Source organism: Tsukamurella pulmonis (assembly GCF_900103175.1).
Classification (GTDB): Bacteria; Actinomycetota; Actinomycetes; order Mycobacteriales; family Mycobacteriaceae; genus Tsukamurella; species Tsukamurella pulmonis.
Genome location: NZ_FNLF01000002.1, coordinates 3,050,089 through 3,065,634, shown reverse-complemented (window position 1 = coordinate 3,065,634; position 15,546 = coordinate 3,050,089). Strand labels below are relative to the sequence as shown.

Here is a 15,546-nt window from a genome sequence, read left to right as displayed (position 1 = left end):
GGGCATGAGTGAGACGCTGATCGAGGGACCCCTGAACGCCGTGCACACCGAGCTGGGGGCGGCGTTCGCGCCGTTCGGCGGCTGGTCGATGCCCGTCAAGTACGCGGGCACCGTCGGTGAGCACACCGCCGTCCGCGAGGCCGTCGGGATCTTCGACGTCAGCCACCTGGGCAAGGCCACCGTCGTCGGGCCCGGCGCCAAGGACTTCGTCAACCGCGTGCTCTCGGCCGACCTCGGCAAGATCCACCCCGGCAAGGCCCAGTACACCCTGTGCACCAACGAATCCGGCGGCGTGATCGACGATCTCATCGTCTACTACGTCTCCGACGACGAACTCTTCCTCGTGCCCAACGCCGCGAACACCGCCGCCGTCGTCGCGCACCTGCGCGAGCGCGCCCCGGAGGGGATCACCGTCACCGATCAGCACCGCGACTACGCCGTGCTGGCCGTGCAGGGCCCGAAGTCGGCGGAGGTGCTGCAGGCCGTCGGTCTGCCCACCGACATGGAGTACATGGCCTACGAGGACGCGTCGCTGAACGGCACCCCCGTGCGCGTCTGCCGCACCGGCTACACCGGCGAGCACGGCTACGAGCTCATCCCCGCGTGGGACGACGCCGAGACCGTCTTCCGGGCGCTGCTGCCCGAGATCACGTCCCGCGACGGCCAGCCCGCCGGCCTCGGCGCGCGCGACACCCTCCGCACCGAGATGGGCTACCCGCTGCACGGGCACGAGCTCACCGTCGACATCACCCCGGTCCAGGCGCGCGCGGGCTGGGCCGTCGGCTGGAAGAAGCCGGAGTTCGTCGGCCGGGAGGCGCTGCTGGCGGAGAAGGAGGCCGGCCCGGCCCGGCGTCTCTGGGGCCTGCGCGCCACCGGCAAGGGCGTGCTGCGCGCCGACCTGACGGTGCTCTCCGCCGACGGTGCGCCGATCGGCACCACCACGTCGGGCACCTTCAGCCCCTCGCTGAAGACCGGAATCGCCCTGGCGCTCATCGATTCCGCGGCGGGCGTCGAGAAGGGGACGCCGGTGAGCGTGGACGTGCGCGGCCGCGCCATCGAGTGCGAGGTCGTGTTGCCGCCGTTCGTCGAGGCGAACACGAAGTAGGTCCGCGGGCGCCCCGAGAAAATACTCGGGGTTCCTACTGATTGGTACGGCCCGCGCGGATGAGCGCGGGTCGTAGAATCGTCTCCCATGACAACTGGCACGGCCTTCGCCCTCACCCGCAACGACCACCCCCGCTCTGCGGCTGAGCGCTCCGAGATCCTGGCGAACCCGGGATTCGGCAGGTATTTCACCGATCACATGGTCTCGCTCCGCTGGAGCGAGGAGAAGGGCTGGCACGACGCGGAGGTGCTGCCCTACGGCCCCATCCCGATGGAGCCGTCCGCCTCGGTTCTGCACTACGCGCAGGAGATCTTCGAGGGACTCAAGGCCTACCGCCAGCCCGACGGTTCCGTCGCCACGTTCCGGCCCGAGGCCAACGCCGCGCGCTTCCAGCGCTCCGCCGAGCGCCTGGCGATTCCGCCGCTGCCCGAGGACCTCTTCGTCGATTCCCTCAAGCAGCTCGTGGCCGTCGACGGCGAGTGGGTTCCCGCCGCCGGTGGCGAGGAGGCCCTGTACTTCCGGCCGTTCATCTTCGCCGACGAGGAGACCCTCGGCGTCAAGCCGTCGAACAGCTACCGCTTCCTGGTGATCGCCTCGCCCGCCGGCGCGTACTTCGCGGGCGGCGTCAAGCCGGTCTCCGTGTGGCTCTCGCGGGAGTACGTGCGCGCCGCGCCCGGCGGCACGGGCTTCGCCAAGTGCGGCGGCAACTACGCCGCCTCGCTCGTGGCGCAGGCCCAGGCCGCGCAGCAGGGGTGCGACCAGGTCGTGTGGCTCGACGCCCTCGAGCACGAGGCGATCGAGGAGATGGGCGGGATGAACCTGTTCTTCGTCTTCGGCTCCGGCTCGCAGGCCCGCATCGTCACGCCGGAGCTGACCGGCACCCTGCTCCCCGGCATCACCCGCGACTCCCTGCTGCAGGTCGCGCGCGACGCCGGCTTCGAGACCGAGGTCCGGCGGATCACCGTCACCGAGCTCAACGAGGGCGTCGCGTCCGGCGCCATCACCGAGGTCTTCGCCTGCGGCACCGCCGCGGTCATCACGCCCGTCGGGCGGGTCAAGGGCGCGTCGGAGGACTTCACCATCGGCGACGGCGAGCCCGGCGAGATCACCATGGCCCTGCGCGAGACCCTCACCGGCATCCAGCGCGGCACCGTCGAGGACAAGCACGGCTGGATGCACACCCTCGGCTGATTCCCCGCTTCACGCGCGGCCCGCACCGGATCCGGTGCGGGCCGTTCGCGCTCACTGGTATCAGTGCGTGACGTGCTGGGCGGAGTGGCCGATGGTGGCGTCCTCGTTGAGCATGCGCATGAACTTCGCCTGGCTGGCGTCGCCGCGCCGGGCGGCGCGTTCGCGGCCGCCGGGGAGCTGGCCGAGCGCCGATTCGAGCAGGTGCAGAGGGATGCGGAGCGCGGGATACCAGGGGAGGGCCGACGGGACGCCGAGCTCCTTCATCGCGGCCGTGCCGAGGAACGCGGTCGCGATCGACAGGTGCTGCGAGCGGGCGATCCGGCGGCGGATCCCGCTGAGCTGCCCGTAGCGCCAGCGCAGCGGGTCGTCGGCCATCGGCCGCGCGAGCGACTTGCTCGTCTCGTCGGGGGTGGAGAGCGCGCGCGAGGTCTGGAACAGGATCCGCAGGCTGTCCCGGAAGCTGTGCGGCAGGAAGTCGTCGTGCACGCCCATCAGGCGGCCGACGTACCGCGTCAGGTGCGCGGTGGCCTCGTACTCGCTGGGTCGGGCGAACATGCCGAGGCCGGTCCCCGTGGTGACCGGTGCGATCAGGGCGCCGACCAGCGTGGCCGCCATGTCGGTCTGGTTGATCGGCAGTCCGTAGGTCTCGTAGTCCCAGTCCGGGAGCGCCATCACGTGCCGGCGGACGATCGAGTGGATGAAGCGGACGTGCAGCGTGGATCGGTAGCCGGGGCCGCCGGGGCGCAGACCGTCGGGGACGATCACGTCGAGCGCCCACTGCGAGGTCTCCGCGAACCGCTTGTTCGAGCCCTTCTCGAGCGCACCGGTGCGCAGCAGGGTCTGATTGAAGCCGGAGAATAGGTAGCCGCCCATCAGCGCCACGTCGCGCGCGATGGCGAAGCCGTCCGCCCCGCCGCTGCGCAGGAGCTGGCCGCCGACCAGGATCTTGTCCCAGTCCACCCAGTCGGGGGCCGTCTCCATGTCCTCGAAGAACTCCCGCAGGATCGCGGGAGCCTCGGGCACGGATGCGATGCCCTCGTTGAGGGCGCGGTCGAACATCGGTCGACGGGCGTCGCGATCCTCGTAGATCCAGTCGACGAGCTCGTCCATCGGCGCATCGCCCACGGTCAGCAGCTCGCCGAAACGCCGGAACTCCGCGTCGGTGGGCTCCGGGAGCCGGAGGAAGACGCTCACCAGTCGGATCCCCGGTGGAACCCGCCGGGGGCGTGCGGGGTGGCGGGCGGGGATGGGCCTCGGGGTGTCGACGGTCGTCACACTTCTGTGTCTACTCCTGACAACGTTCGTTGTCGAGTCCCCGTCCCGCCGACCGGGGCCGGAGATCAGGTGCGGGCCTTCCACCGTGAGGCGGGTACGCGCCCCCGGAGTCCTGCCGCGGCGCTACCTTCCCGTCTCGATGTAGTCGACGACGGCGGATCCGTTGCCGCCTTTCGCCTTGACCCCGAGGAGGGCGCGGTCCGCCGATTCGAACAGTGCCACGATCAGCCTGTCGATATCGGCGGCCACCGGAGCGTGCGCCGCCCCCACGCTCACCAGTACCCGCCGGCCCTGGTGGACGGCGGGCTCCGCGCACCGCGCGACGAACTCCTCGACCTCGTCCTCGCGTACGCGGCATGCGGTCACGAATTCATCACCGCCGTAGCGACATACGAGCGCCGACGGTGACACCGCCGTCAATTTCATGGCGGTCGCGCGGAGGACCGAGTCTCCGAAGGAATGCCCCAGCAGGTCGTTGAAGGTCTTGAACCTGTCGATGTCGATGAGGGCGACTACGACGCGGTCTCCCGTCGTCGCTCTGCGCAGCAATCGTGGTGCGAGGCTCTCCCACGCTCGGCGGTTGTGCAGGTTCGTCAGTGGATCGCGGCGTGATTCGTTCGTGAGGGCCGATGCCTCGGGGCGGCCCAATCGCACCATGACCTGCATGACGGCCGGAACCGCGACCGTCACGAACAGTATCGCCCCCAGCAGGGGCGCTGACTCCCACCTCGACGGTGCGCCCGTCGCCGGCCAGCACACCACCACCCAGGCGAAGGTCGTCCCGGTGGCCAACAGGTGACAGAGCATCGCGAACTCGCCGAGCGTGAAGGCGATGAAGAGTGCCGTCGGCAGGGACAGGCTGACCGGTCCGATCCGGTTGACGCTGTCGCACATCGAGAGGACCGTGAGCGGAACCATCGCGTCGGCGAACGCGACGAAGGCCAATGCCTGTAGTCGTTTCGGAAAGGGAGCCAGGAGCCACCACGCGCTCGAGGTCAACAACAGAACGCTGACGACGACGCTGAGCATGAACTGCGACCGGCTCATGCAGTCGAACTCGACGATGGAAATCACGACGTTGGCCGCGCACATGATCAGTAGTCCGGCGGCCATGAGGAGCTGTAGGGCCCGGGCAACAGCCGGATTCCGGTGAACCAGTTCGTAGAACTGCGAGTAGCCGGCTGCTCCGGCTCCGGTCGGTGTGTTCCGTCCGCTCCCGTCGAGCCCCCGTGGTGAATCGCCGTACTTCAAGGCAGCTCCTCGGGGCGGTCACGTCCGCGGCACGGCGCACGGGTTGCGGTGGTCGGATGCGGGCTGAAGTATAGCGGCATCGCCATAGGGTGTGGCGGGCAGCACTCTTCGGGTCGCGCCACCGATCTCCATGGATCGACGGAACGCCTCCCCCGGGACCCGGCTCAGCCGAGGCAGAACCCGATCAGTGCGATGACGCCGGCGAGTTCGATTCCGAAACCCAGGACGTCGCCGCTCATTCCGCCGAACCGGCGCACGCAATGGCGCATCGCCAGGGTGGAGAGGAGCAGTGCGGCGGCGATCGCGGCGGGACCCTGCCAGGGCGCCCCGGACACGACCGGAATCGCCACGGCGAGTGCGACGGTCACCCACAGCGCCTGCGAGGTCATCCCCTGGGTACCCGCCGTGAGCGCCCCGAACCCGTCCGGGTTCGACGGTCCCCACGCGCGCCGGCAGCCGAGGACCGCGGCCACCCGGGCCGCGCCCACGGCGACCCCGATCGCGAGCCACGCCCCGCGGTCCGCGAGGGCGCCCACCGCCGCGGCCTCCGCGATGAGCAGGAGGGCGAGCGCGGCGGCGCCGAACGGGCCGACGGTGCCCTGGCGCATGATCTCCCGCGCCCGCTCCGGTGGGCCGTAGCTGCCGAGCCCGTCGACGCAGTCCGCGAACCCGTCCAGATGCATGCCGCGGGTGAGTAGCGCCGCGGCGCCGACGGCGAGCGCGCCGACGAGCACCGTCGGCAAGCCCCCGACGTGCGCCGACCATGCCACCGCGACCGCCAGGGCGCCCACGAGAGCGCCCGAGACGGGCACGAGGCCGATGATGCGCGCACCGTCGGCCCGGGTGACCGGGCTCGGCTGCCACGAGCCGGGAACGGGCAGGACCGTCATCCAGGCGACGGTGGCGGCGAGGTGCCGCACGTCAGTCGGCGGCCTTCCCGGAGACGCCCGCGGCGTCGAAGGTCGCCATCTCGCCGAGGACGGCGACGGCCGAGCGGACCAGGGGGAGCGCCAGCGCCGCGCCGCTGCCCTCGCCGAGCCTCAGGTTCAGGTCCAGCAGCGGCTCGAGATCGAGGCGGTGCAATGCGAGGGCGTGCGCGGGCTCGGGGCTCTTGTGCCCCGCGACCCACCAGCTCACCGCGCCCGGGGCGAGGTCGTTGGCGACCAGCGCAGCGGCCGTGACGACCACACCGTCGAGGATCACCGGCGTGCGCCGCACCGCGGCCTGCGCCAGGAATCCCGCCATGGCGGCGATGTCGGCCCCGGAGACGGTGCGCAGCAACGCCTTCGGGTTTCCGGTGTGCGGGCGGGCCCGGTACATGCCGTCGCGGATCGCGGCGGCCTTGCGCATCCAGGCGTTGTCGTCGATCCCGGTACCGCGGCCCACGACCAGCACGGGCTCCGTCTCGGTGAGGGCACCCACCAGTACCGCGGCGGGCGTGGTGTTGCCGATGCCCATGTCGCCGGCGATGAGCAGATCGGCGCCCGAATCGACCTCCTCGTCGGCGATCCGGCGGCCGGCGGCGATCGCCGCGATCGTCTCCTCATCGGTCATCGCGTCGGTGATGGCGATGTCACCCGACGAGCGACGGATCTTGTTGCGGCTGAGCTCCTCGCGGGTGTCGCCCGCGACCGCGATGTCCTCGATGCGCACGCTCGCCCCGGCCTGCGCCGCGAGCACGTTGATCGCGGCGCCCTCGGCGGCGAAGTTCGCCACCATCTGCGCGGTGACCTCCGGCGGGTACGCCGAGACGCCGCCCGCGGCCACGCCGTGATCGCCGGCGAAGACCACGACGCGTGCGCGCTCGAACTGCTTCGGCGGGCACGCGCCCTGGCACGCGGCGACCCACTCGCCGAGCTGCTCGAGGCGGCCCAGCGAGCCCGCGGGCTTGGTCAGCTCCAGCTGGCGGTCGCGGGCCTCGCGCGCCACGAACGGATCCGGCGGCGAGAGCTGCGGGAAGGACAGGGGATCGGCGCCCGGCTCGAACGGCGGGAGCACGATCGGCGGCGGCGCGGGCACCGCCGGAACGTCCTTGACGAGACTCGGGGTGGGCGCACCGTCGGGGGAGGGGAGCGCGGACGCCGCGCCGGAGAGCGGGACCGGGATCCCGGCGACGACGAGCTCGGCCCGGTCCGCGATCGCGGCGAGGCGCGCGTTGAGCGCGCCCAGCAGATCCTGGAAACAGCGGCCCGCGTGCGTGGCGGGAACCACGGACAGGCCGACCTCGGGGCTGACGATCACCAGCTCGCCCCGGTACGCCGCGACGGAGGCGACGAGCCCGTCGAGATCGCCGCTCACGGCGTCCGGGGTCTCCCACCCCACCGCGTCCAGGCGTGCGGCCAGCCATCCGCCGAGGTCGTCGATCAGCGTGGGGGCCGAGCCCTCCGCCAGCACCGCACGCAGATCCTGCGTCTCGACCGTCGACCACGAGGAGGGCCGGCGATCCCGGTGCGCGGCGACGCGGGCGGTGAGCTCGGGGTCACCGTCGGGCCGCGGTGCCGTGGCCACGTACCGGACCAGCGACCCGGAGCCCGCGATCAGCTGCTCGGCGCGGGCGGACTTGCCGGAGCGGACCCCGCCGAGAACGAGGGTGAACGCCACGGCCTAGACCGCGTCGCCCGGCTTGACCCGCGGCCGCGGGATGCGCATGCGGCGCAGCTGGGTCGAGCGCATGAAGGCGTACCAGCCGAGGCGGAAACCGGTCTCGGTGGTGTCCGGCCAGCGCTCGCGGACGCGGTTGTTCACGCGACGGCCCGTGAGGATGCCCTCGATCGCCATGACGGTGATCATGACCAGCAGGAGCAGCATCGGGATGCCCGCGAACTCCGGCATGTTGACCGTGACGAACATGAACACCATGACAGCGACGGCCAGCGGGATGAACATCGTCGAGACGTGGCGCTTGGCGTCCACCAGGTCGCGCACGTAGGCCTTGACGGGCCCCTGGTCGCGCGCGGGCAGGTAGCGCTCGTCGCCCTGCATCATGAGCTCGCGGCGCTCGTTGGCCTGCGTGCGGCGCTCCGCGGCGGCGGCCTTGCGCTCCTCCTTGCTCATGGAGTTGCGCAGCTCCTTCTTCCGGGCGCGCGCCTCGGCCCGCGTCATCGGCGCGGGGGCGACGGGGCCGCGCTTGCGGCCCTGCGCCTCCCGGCGGCTGGGCGTGGGGCGGCCCTTGCCGGGGGTCTGCGCGGGCTTGACGAGGGGATCCGCTGCGGTCTCGTCGGCGGTGTCGGCGGCCGCGGACTCCGCGACCTCGGAGGTCGAATCGTCGGCCTTCTGCCAGGGGAGTTTCACGCCGTCCAGGGTATTCGATCCCGCGGGGTGCACGACGACGCGGGTGATGACGCCGATGACGGCGACTCCCGGGAATGCGCGGCGAAGGAGTACCGTTGAACCAGACACCGACGCGCGTGTGTGAGGAGAACCTATGACTACTGCTGAGACCGAGACCACCGGTGTGGTGCTGACCGACGCGGCCGCCTCGAAGGCGAAGGCGCTGCTGGACCAGGAGGGTCGCGACGACCTGTCGCTGCGCATCGAGGTGCAGCCGGGTGGATGTGCCGGCCTCCGGTACCAGCTCTACTTCGACGATCGCACGCTCGACGGCGACGTGGTCTCCGAGTTCGGCGGCGTGAACCTGTCGGTGGACCGGATGAGCGTTCCGTTCCTGATCGGCGCCAAGATCGACTTCGTCGACACGATCGAGAAGCAGGGTTTCACCATCGATAACCCGAACGCCACGGGCTCGTGCGCCTGCGGCGACTCGTTCAACTGACGCACGAATAAGACGCCCGCGGGGCGTCCGAAACCCTCTCGCGGTTAGGCTCACCGGATACGTCCGTCGCCGACCACGGGAGGGTTTCGTCGTGTCGATCGCCGTTTCCGGTTCCATCGCCACCGATCATCTGATGCGTTTCGAGGGGAAGTTCTCCGAGCAACTGCTCGCCGAGCACCTCGCGCACGTCTCGCTGAGCTTCCTCGTGGAGGAGCTCGTGCTCCAGCGCGGCGGCGTCGGCGCGAACATCAGCTTCGGCATGGCCCGCCTCGGTCGTCGGCCGGTGCTCGTCGGCGCGGTCGGCGCGGACTTCGACGAGGGCTACCGTGCCTGGCTCGAGGATGCGGGTGTCGACACCCGCGCCGTCCGGGTCTCGCAGACCGCCCACACCGCGCGCTTCCAGTGCACCACCGACGCCGAGATGGCGCAGATCGCGTCGTTCTACTCCGGCGCGATGGCCGAGTCGCGCGAGATCGCCATCGCGGACGTCGCCGCCACCGTCGGCGACCTCGACCTCGTCGTGATCGGCGCGAACGACCCGGCCGCGATGACGCTGCACAGCGCGCAGTGCCGCGAGGCGGGCATCCCGTTCGCGGCCGACCCCTCGCAGCAGCTCGCCCGGCTCAACGGCGAAGAGGCCCGCGACCTGGTCGAAGGTGCGAAGTTCCTGTTCACGAACGAGTACGAGTGGGGCCTGCTGCAGCAGAAGACCGGCGTGAGCGCCGAGCGGCTGACCGAGATGGTCGAGGTGCGGGTGACCACCCTCGCCGAGAAGGGCGCCGAGATCGTCGTCAACGGCGAAGTTCCGCAGCGCATCCACGTCGACGTCGTGCCCGACCGCGGCCGGGTCGACCCCACCGGCGTCGGCGACGCCTTCCGTGCCGGCTTCCTGGTCGGCCTGGAGGCGGGCCTGTCCTACGAGCGTTCCGGGCAGCTCGGCTCGTACGTCGCGGTCAAGGTGCTCGAGACCGTCGGGCCGCAGGCCTGGGAGTACGACGTGGAGGACGCCGCCGAGCGCCTCGCCGAGGCCTACGGCACCGAGGTCGCCGCGGAGATCCTCGCAGCGCTGTAGGTCACAATCGCGATTACCGGCGAGTAACCTACGGTATCGTAGGTTGCGTGACGATCGCCGGAGTACCTGAGGTCAAACCACGGCTGCGGGGCGTGATCCATCAGTTCGGCGCGCTCGGCGCCGCCGCGCTGGGGGTGCCGCTCGTCGTGGCGGGATTCCGGTACGGCGCCGCCGCCGGATGGGCGCTGCTCGTCTACGCGATCACGGTGATCGGCGTCTTCGGAGTCAGTGCCGCCTACCACCGCGGGCGCTGGACCGAGGCGCAGCGGATCTGGATGAAGCGCGCCGACCACTGCATGATCTTCGTCTTCATCGCCGGCAGCTACACGCCGATCGCGGTGCTGGCGCTGCCGCCGGGCGTCGCCCGGTGGGTGCTCGCCGTCGTCTGGGGCGGCGCGCTCGCCGGCGTCGCGCTCAAACTGCTGTGGCCGCACGCGCCCCGGTGGGTCGGGGTGCCGCTGTACATCGCGCTCGGCTGGGTGGTCGTCGCCGTCGCGGGCGACCTGGTGCGCGGCGCGGGCTGGACCGCGGCGATCCTGCTCGCCATCGGCGGCGTCCTCTACAGCGGGGGAGCGATCCTCTACGCCACCCGCTGGCCCGACCCGTGGCCCGGCGTCTTCGGGCACCATGAGTTCTTCCACGCCGCCACGGTCGTCGCGGCGCTGTGCCACTACGCGGCGATGTGGATCATCCTGCTGCGCTGACCTACAGGCGGACCGGGTAGACGGGCTCCTCGATGGCGGGGTGGATGCGGTCCTCGACGAAGATGCCGTGCCAGACCATGAACACCAGGACGGTCCAGATCCGTCGGGAATGGTCGGTGCCGCCCGGCCAGCCCTCGGGGGCCTTGGCCTTGTGCTCGTCGAGCATGGCGAGCACGGCGCGGCGGTCGATCCACTCGTCGGTCTGCGACTCCTCGATGGTGGCGCGCGCCCAGTCGTAGAGCTCCGGGCCCGCGAGCCAGTGCCGCAGCGGCACGGGGAAGCCCAGCTTCTTCCGGTGCAGCACGTGCGGCGGGATGATCTCCTCCAGCGCGCGGCGCAGCGCGTACTTCGACGTGCCGCCGGCCAGCTTGAGGTCCGCGGGCAGGGTCTCCGCGACGCGGAAGACCTCCTTGTCGAGGAACGGCACGCGCAGCTCGAGCGAGTTCGCCATCGTCATCTTGTCGGCCTTGACCAGGATGTCGCCGCGCAGCCAGGTGAACTGGTCCAGGTGCTGCATCCGCTCGACCGGACCCCAGCCCCGCGTCTTCGCGTAGATCGGCGCCGTCACATCGGTGTGCGTCCAGTCCTCCCGGAAGCCGGGCAGCACCGAGCGCAGCTGCGCGTCGTTGAAGGAGCGCGCGTTGCCGTAGTAGCGCTCCTCGAGCGGCAGCGAGCCGCGCTGCAGCAGCGACTTACCGCGCTTGCCCTCGGGCAGGCGGTCGCCGATCTTTCCAGCGGTCCGCCGAGCCCACGCGGGCAGGCGGTCGAACGGCGCGAGCGAGAGCGGCTCCTTGTAGATGGTGTAGCCGCCGAACAGCTCATCGGCGCCCTCGCCCGACAGCACGACCTTGACGTGCTTACGGGCCTCCTTCGCCAAGTAGTAGAGGGGGACCAGCGACGGATCGGCGACCGGGTCGTCGAGGTACCAGACGATGGCGGGGATCGCGTCGCGGAACTCCTCCGGGGAGACCGTCTTGATCACGTGCCGCGCGCCGATCGCCTCGGCGGACTCCGCCGCGACATCGACCTCGCTGTATCCCTCGCGCTGGAAGCCGGTGGTGATGGTGATCAGGTCGGGGTTGTGCTGGATCGCCAGCGCCGCGACGGCCGTGGAGTCGATGCCGCCCGAGAGGAACGAGCCGACGGTCACGTCGGCGCGCATGTGCATCTTCACCGAGTCGCGCAGCGCGTCGGCGATGTCGCGGTAGATCGCCTTCGCCTCGGCGGACTCCAGCCCGCCGGTCACGGGCTTCACGGGGAAGCGCGGCTCGAAGTAACGCTTCCCGACGACCTCGCCGCCGGGGGAGAGGGTCGCGTAGCAGCCCGACTCGAGGCGCCGGATACCCAGATGCAGCGACTCGGGCTCGGGCACGTACTGCAGGACGGTGTAGTGCTGCACGGCGCGGGCGTCGAGGCCGGGCTTCAGGCCCGCCTCGTCGGCCAGGGCGAGCACGGACTTCTTCTCCGAGGAGAAGACGGTGCCCCGGGACCCCGTCGCCACGTACAGCGGCTTGATGCCGAACTGATCGCGCGCGAGCGTCAGCTCCCGCTTCTCGGTGTCCCAGATCGCGAAGGCGAACATGCCCCGCAGCTCGGCCAGCACACCCTCGACGCCCCAGTGGTGGAAGCCCGCGACGATCGGCTCGCCGTCGCCCTCGGTGCGGAACTCGGCGCCGAACTCGTCGGCCAGCCGCTGCCGCAACTCGAGGTAGTTGTAGATCTCACCGTTGAAGGTCAGGGCGTACCGATCCGGGTTCTCCGGCGGGCCCCAGCGCAGCGGCTGATGGGCGTGCTCGATGTCGATGAAGGCGAGGCGGTTGAAGCTGAGCGCCAGGTCGTCGTCGTGCCACGAGCCGCCGAACTCGTCCGGGCCGCGGTGCCGCATGCACCGGCCGGCAGCGGTCACCGCGTCGACGACGTCGCCCGCGTGTCGATCGGCGGACAGGAATCCCAGGAGGCCACACACGGTTGACCAGTATGCCGGAACGCCTCCGACGACCGGAACGCCGCAGGCCCGCGCCCCGGGCATGCGAAACGACGCGCCATTTGCCGACCCCGCAGCGTGTACGCCGCCCCGTTGGTCTACGCTGCGTAGTACAAGGGGAACGTGCAGCCCCGGCCGTGAGTTCCCGGACTGGGAGATCGGTCCGGATCGGGCCCCGTAGCACTGACCGTGTTTCAGCAGGAAGGCGCGACATTGGCACCCGGAAGTAACGCCCACGGTGGGGCCACGTCCTGGCGTAAGCGCCTGGTTCTGGCCGCCGGGCTCGTCGTCGGCATGTTCGCTCTCGCGGGCTGCGACGTCGACGAGGTGATGCGTTTCGGTTGGCCCGAGGGTGTGACCCCCGAGGCCCGTGACATGACTGAGCTGTGGAGCTGGTCCGTCGTTGCCGCCCTGATCATGGGTGTGCTCGTCTGGGCCCTCACGTTCTGGACCATCACCAAGCACCGGAAGAAGGCGGATTCGCCCGACTTCCCGCGGCAGACCGCGTACAACGTGCCGCTGGAGCTGCTCTACACGGCGGTTCCGTTCCTCATCATCGCCGTGCTCTTCTACTTCACCGTGGTCGTGCAGACCAAGGTCGAGAAGATCGAGGACAACCCCGGCGTGACGGTCGACGTGACCGCCTTCCAGTGGAACTGGCGCTTCGCGTACCGCGAGGTCACCCTCGACGGCAACAAGATCAAGCTCGAGCGGGAGAACCCGTACGGCAAGCAGCCCGACATCGCGAAGCTCAACGAAGAAGCCGAGAAGATGAAGGAGCACGGGCACGTCGAGGCGCAGCCCGAGCGCGGCCCGAACCACGGCCGCTTCCAGGAGATCCGCGACTACCTGAAGTTCAGCACCGTCGAGGTGCAGGGCTCGTCGGCCGAGATCCCCGTTCTGGTGCTCCCGACGGACACCCGCGTGCAGTTCGATCTCGCGTCCGCCGACGTGGTGCACTCGTTCTACGTGCCGCAGTTCGCGTTCAAGCGCGACGTGATGCCCAACCCGGTGCAGAACCACACGCAGAACAAGTTCCAGGTCTCCAGCATCGATCGCCCCGGCGCGTTCGTCGGCCGCTGCGCCGAGATGTGCGGCGACTACCACTCGATGATGAACTTCGAGATCCGCGCCGTGACGCCGGAGAACTTCAAGAAGTACATCGAGGCCCGGCAGTCCGGCATGGACAACGTCGCCGCGCTCGAGTCGATCGGCGAGGTGGGCCTCTCCACGAGCACCTTCCCGTTCGACACCCGCCGCACCGGTCGTACCGCGTCGGGCAACAGCACCGCGCCCGTCAGCGCAGAAGGAGCGAACTGAGCCATGAAGGTCGAAGCGAAACTCTTCGAGTTCCTCACCGCGTTCTTCTTCCTCGCCGGCATCCTCTACACCGTCGTCACCGCGATCTGGGGCCCGGGCTACGGCTACGGCGCCGTCGAGTGGGTCGGCGTGACCGGCATGTTCCTCACCGGTGGCCTGACGCTGATCATCGGCACGTACTTCCGGTTCGTGTCCAACCGCGTCGACACCCGCCCCGAGGACTACGAGGACGCCGAGGTGTCCGACGGTGCCGGCGAGCTGGGCTTCTTCAGCCCGCACTCCTGGTGGCCGATCCTGCTCTCGGCCTCGGTCGCCATCGTCGGCATCTCCGTCGCCCTGCAGCTGTACTGGCTGTGGTTCTTCGGCGGCCTGCTGGTCGTGGGCGCCGCGTGGGGCCTCGTCTTCGAGTACCACAAGGGACCCGAGAAGCACTAGAGACACCCGTAGCGACGCCCGTCCCGGATTTCACCGGGGCGGGCGTCGCTTTTTCGTCGGTGTTCACCGCTCCGTCGTCCCGCGGACGTCTCCACCTGGTTGCATGCACCTATGACGCAGGCCAGAGCGGGGCTGTCCGTACGCAAGCTCACCGCCGACGAGGTGCGAGGGCGGGGCGGCCCCGTCGCCGCGCCGAGGGCCAAGTTCGACTTCACGGCCGCCGAGCCGGACGGGTACGGCGACGGTGATTACGGCACCGTCGGGCACATCGGGATCGTCTCAGCGCCTGAGCGCGCCTATCTCGCCGTCGACACGCACGGCAGCCCCCGCACCTCCGAGGACTTCCGCGCGGCCGCAGAGGCCCTCTACGCGGCCGCCTACGGCGTCAAGGTGCGCAACAAGGCCCTCGCCCGCCGCGGCACGCCGGGCGCCGACGACGCGGACCGCAGCGATTTCAGCATGCCGCCGCTCGAGCGCCTGCGCGGCGACGTCACCGCGCACGACACCGACGGTGCCCGGTGGACGCTCCTGCTGCGCCGGCCGGCCTGGATCGACGACGCGGAGGTCGGCGACGTCCTCGAGCAGCTCGAGGTCAGCAAGGGGCTGAGCCTGGCGCGCGTGCACTGCCTGGACCTGCCCGCATCGTCGTACCTGCAGACCCGCGTCGACGGGCGCTGGTCCGCCGCGCTGACCCCCACCGCCAAGGCCTTCGACGTGCAACTGCGCGAGCGCGGCCTGGACGCGGTCCCCGGGGCGTGGCACGAGGTCTGCCTCGGCGAGCCGGGTGCTCCGGTGGGGCAGAGCAGCTACCTGATGCGGCTGCGGCTGGCCTGACTCAGGCTCGCGCCCAGGTCACCTCGTCGCGTTCGCGACGCTCCCGGGAGACCCCCACGACGGCACCGGGAGAGTGGGCGGCCACCCCGAACGCGGTCATTGTCGTGACCTCCCACTCCCGCGGGACGTCGAACTCCGCGGCCACCGCATCCTGGTCGAAGGCGCGGAACTGGTGCGCGTCGACGCCGATCGACAGTGCCTGCAGGGTCATGTGCGCGACTGCCTGCCCCAGGTCGTAGTGCGCGAAGTCCGAGTAGATCGCGTCCGAGTCATCCAGGAGGACACGGGCGAGGTTCACGACGATCATCGAGGCGCCCGGCGCCCATCGGGCGGAGCTGCCCGCCAGATGCCGGACGATCCGGGTGTGCACCGCATCACCGCGGCGTCCGACGACGAACGCCCAGGGCTGCGAGTTGCCCGCGGAAGGTGCCAGCCGTCCGGCGTCCAGGATGGTGTCGACGGCCGCGTCGCTGATCGTCGCGCCGGAGTCGAAGAGCATCGGGCTGTGCCTCCGCAGGACGGCGGGATGCACCTCGGGGACGACGGGGATCGCACACGCGCTCATGCGTCCATTGTCGGGCGCAGACGACTGCGGCCCCTCCC

The 15,546-nt window shown here is 70.6% G+C and carries 15 protein-coding genes; 8 read left to right on the top strand and 7 right to left on the bottom strand.

Features of this window, described 5'->3' with window-relative positions:
• The first annotated feature begins 4 nt into the window (after positions 1-4).
• Both gcvT and BLQ62_RS14990 read left to right on the top strand, forming a co-directional pair.
• Positions 5-1,105, top strand: coding sequence for a glycine cleavage system aminomethyltransferase GcvT (gene gcvT, locus BLQ62_RS14995; RefSeq protein ID WP_068568935.1), 1,101 nt, complete (start codon positions 5-7; stop codon positions 1,103-1,105).
• Positions 1,106-1,192: 87 nt separating this feature from the next.
• The gene (locus tag BLQ62_RS14990; RefSeq protein WP_068568731.1) at positions 1,193-2,296 is read left to right on the top strand and encodes a branched-chain amino acid aminotransferase; all 1,104 of its coding nucleotides are present in this window, start codon (positions 1,193-1,195) and stop codon (positions 2,294-2,296) included.
• 60 nt (positions 2,297-2,356) lie between these two features.
• Here the strand turns inward: BLQ62_RS14990 and BLQ62_RS14985 are convergent, their stop codons facing one another.
• From BLQ62_RS14985 to BLQ62_RS14965, 5 genes are all read right to left on the bottom strand, one after another.
• Positions 2,357-3,490 (bottom strand): oxygenase MpaB family protein, encoded by a 1,134-nt coding sequence (locus BLQ62_RS14985; protein ID WP_331711126.1) that lies wholly within the window; start codon positions 3,488-3,490, stop codon positions 2,357-2,359.
• 204 nt (positions 3,491-3,694) lie between these two features.
• Positions 3,695-4,822 (bottom strand): GGDEF domain-containing protein, encoded by a 1,128-nt coding sequence (locus tag BLQ62_RS14980; protein WP_139184214.1) that lies wholly within the window; start codon positions 4,820-4,822, stop codon positions 3,695-3,697.
• A 164-nt stretch (positions 4,823-4,986) separates the two neighbouring features.
• The gene (locus BLQ62_RS14975) at positions 4,987-5,712 is read right to left on the bottom strand and encodes an adenosylcobinamide-GDP ribazoletransferase (protein WP_068568934.1); all 726 of its coding nucleotides are present in this window, start codon (positions 5,710-5,712) and stop codon (positions 4,987-4,989) included.
• A gap of 31 nt (positions 5,713-5,743) precedes the next feature.
• Positions 5,744-7,423, bottom strand: coding sequence for a nicotinate-nucleotide--dimethylbenzimidazole phosphoribosyltransferase (gene cobT, locus BLQ62_RS14970; protein ID WP_068568727.1), 1,680 nt, complete (start codon positions 7,421-7,423; stop codon positions 5,744-5,746).
• A 3-nt stretch (positions 7,424-7,426) separates the two neighbouring features.
• A complete protein-coding gene (locus tag BLQ62_RS14965; RefSeq protein ID WP_068530151.1) occupies positions 7,427-8,113 on the bottom strand; it encodes a DUF3043 domain-containing protein in 687 nt (228 codons plus the stop codon).
• A gap of 133 nt (positions 8,114-8,246) precedes the next feature.
• On the opposite strand from BLQ62_RS14965, the gene BLQ62_RS14960 reads away from it, so the two are divergent.
• The 3 genes from BLQ62_RS14960 (at position 8,247) to trhA (ending at position 10,370) form a co-directional block, all read left to right on the top strand.
• Positions 8,247-8,594, top strand: a complete 348-nt coding sequence (locus BLQ62_RS14960) for a HesB/IscA family protein (protein ID WP_068530154.1) — start codon at positions 8,247-8,249, stop codon at positions 8,592-8,594.
• Positions 8,595-8,685: 91 nt separating this feature from the next.
• A complete protein-coding gene (locus BLQ62_RS14955; protein ID WP_068568725.1) occupies positions 8,686-9,666 on the top strand; it encodes a carbohydrate kinase family protein in 981 nt (326 codons plus the stop codon).
• A 47-nt stretch (positions 9,667-9,713) separates the two neighbouring features.
• Positions 9,714-10,370 (top strand): PAQR family membrane homeostasis protein TrhA, encoded by a 657-nt coding sequence (trhA, locus tag BLQ62_RS14950; RefSeq protein WP_068568723.1) that lies wholly within the window; start codon positions 9,714-9,716, stop codon positions 10,368-10,370.
• A gap of 1 nt (position 10,371) precedes the next feature.
• On the opposite strand, the gene asnB is transcribed toward trhA, so the two are convergent.
• Positions 10,372-12,336 carry an asparagine synthase (glutamine-hydrolyzing) gene (gene asnB, locus BLQ62_RS14945; protein WP_068568722.1) on the bottom strand — a complete coding sequence of 655 codons (1,965 nt, stop codon included), beginning with the start codon at positions 12,334-12,336 and terminating at the stop codon, positions 10,372-10,374.
• A gap of 231 nt (positions 12,337-12,567) precedes the next feature.
• Between asnB and ctaC the strand changes: the two genes are divergently transcribed.
• The 3 genes from ctaC to BLQ62_RS14930 all read left to right on the top strand — a co-directional run bounded on the left by ctaC (position 12,568) and on the right by BLQ62_RS14930 (position 14,943).
• Complete coding sequence (gene ctaC, locus BLQ62_RS14940; RefSeq protein ID WP_068530164.1) at positions 12,568-13,674, top strand: aa3-type cytochrome oxidase subunit II; 1,107 nt, start codon at positions 12,568-12,570, stop codon at positions 13,672-13,674.
• 3 nt (positions 13,675-13,677) lie between these two features.
• Positions 13,678-14,109, top strand: coding sequence for a cytochrome c oxidase subunit 4 (locus BLQ62_RS14935; RefSeq protein ID WP_068530172.1), 432 nt, complete (start codon positions 13,678-13,680; stop codon positions 14,107-14,109).
• A gap of 111 nt (positions 14,110-14,220) precedes the next feature.
• Positions 14,221-14,943: a hypothetical protein gene (locus BLQ62_RS14930; RefSeq protein WP_068568720.1), complete on the top strand. Its 723-nt coding sequence runs from the start codon at positions 14,221-14,223 to the stop codon at positions 14,941-14,943.
• A gap of 1 nt (position 14,944) precedes the next feature.
• On the opposite strand, the gene BLQ62_RS14925 is transcribed toward BLQ62_RS14930, so the two are convergent.
• Positions 14,945-15,508: a nitroreductase family protein gene (locus BLQ62_RS14925; RefSeq protein WP_068568718.1), complete on the bottom strand. Its 564-nt coding sequence runs from the start codon at positions 15,506-15,508 to the stop codon at positions 14,945-14,947.
• Between the last annotated feature and the right edge of the window lie 38 nt (positions 15,509-15,546).

Bases quoted from the DNA above. Each gene is read 5' to 3' on its own strand.
- BLQ62_RS14935 (WP_068530172.1), top strand. From the start codon at position 13,678: ATGAAGGTCGAAGCGAAACTCTTCGAGTTCCTCACCGCGTTCTTCTTC.
- BLQ62_RS14960 (WP_068530154.1), top strand. From the start codon at position 8,247: ATGACTACTGCTGAGACCGAGACCACCGGTGTGGTGCTGACCGACGCG.
- BLQ62_RS14990 (WP_068568731.1), top strand. From the start codon at position 1,193: ATGACAACTGGCACGGCCTTCGCCCTCACCCGCAACGACCACCCCCGC.
- gcvT (WP_068568935.1), top strand. From the start codon at position 5: ATGAGTGAGACGCTGATCGAGGGACCCCTGAACGCCGTGCACACCGAG.
- BLQ62_RS14975 (WP_068568934.1), bottom strand. From the start codon at position 5,712: ATGACGGTCCTGCCCGTTCCCGGCTCGTGGCAGCCGAGCCCGGTCACC.
- BLQ62_RS14925 (WP_068568718.1), bottom strand. From the start codon at position 15,508: ATGAGCGCGTGTGCGATCCCCGTCGTCCCCGAGGTGCATCCCGCCGTC.
- BLQ62_RS14930 (WP_068568720.1), top strand. From the start codon at position 14,221: ATGACGCAGGCCAGAGCGGGGCTGTCCGTACGCAAGCTCACCGCCGAC.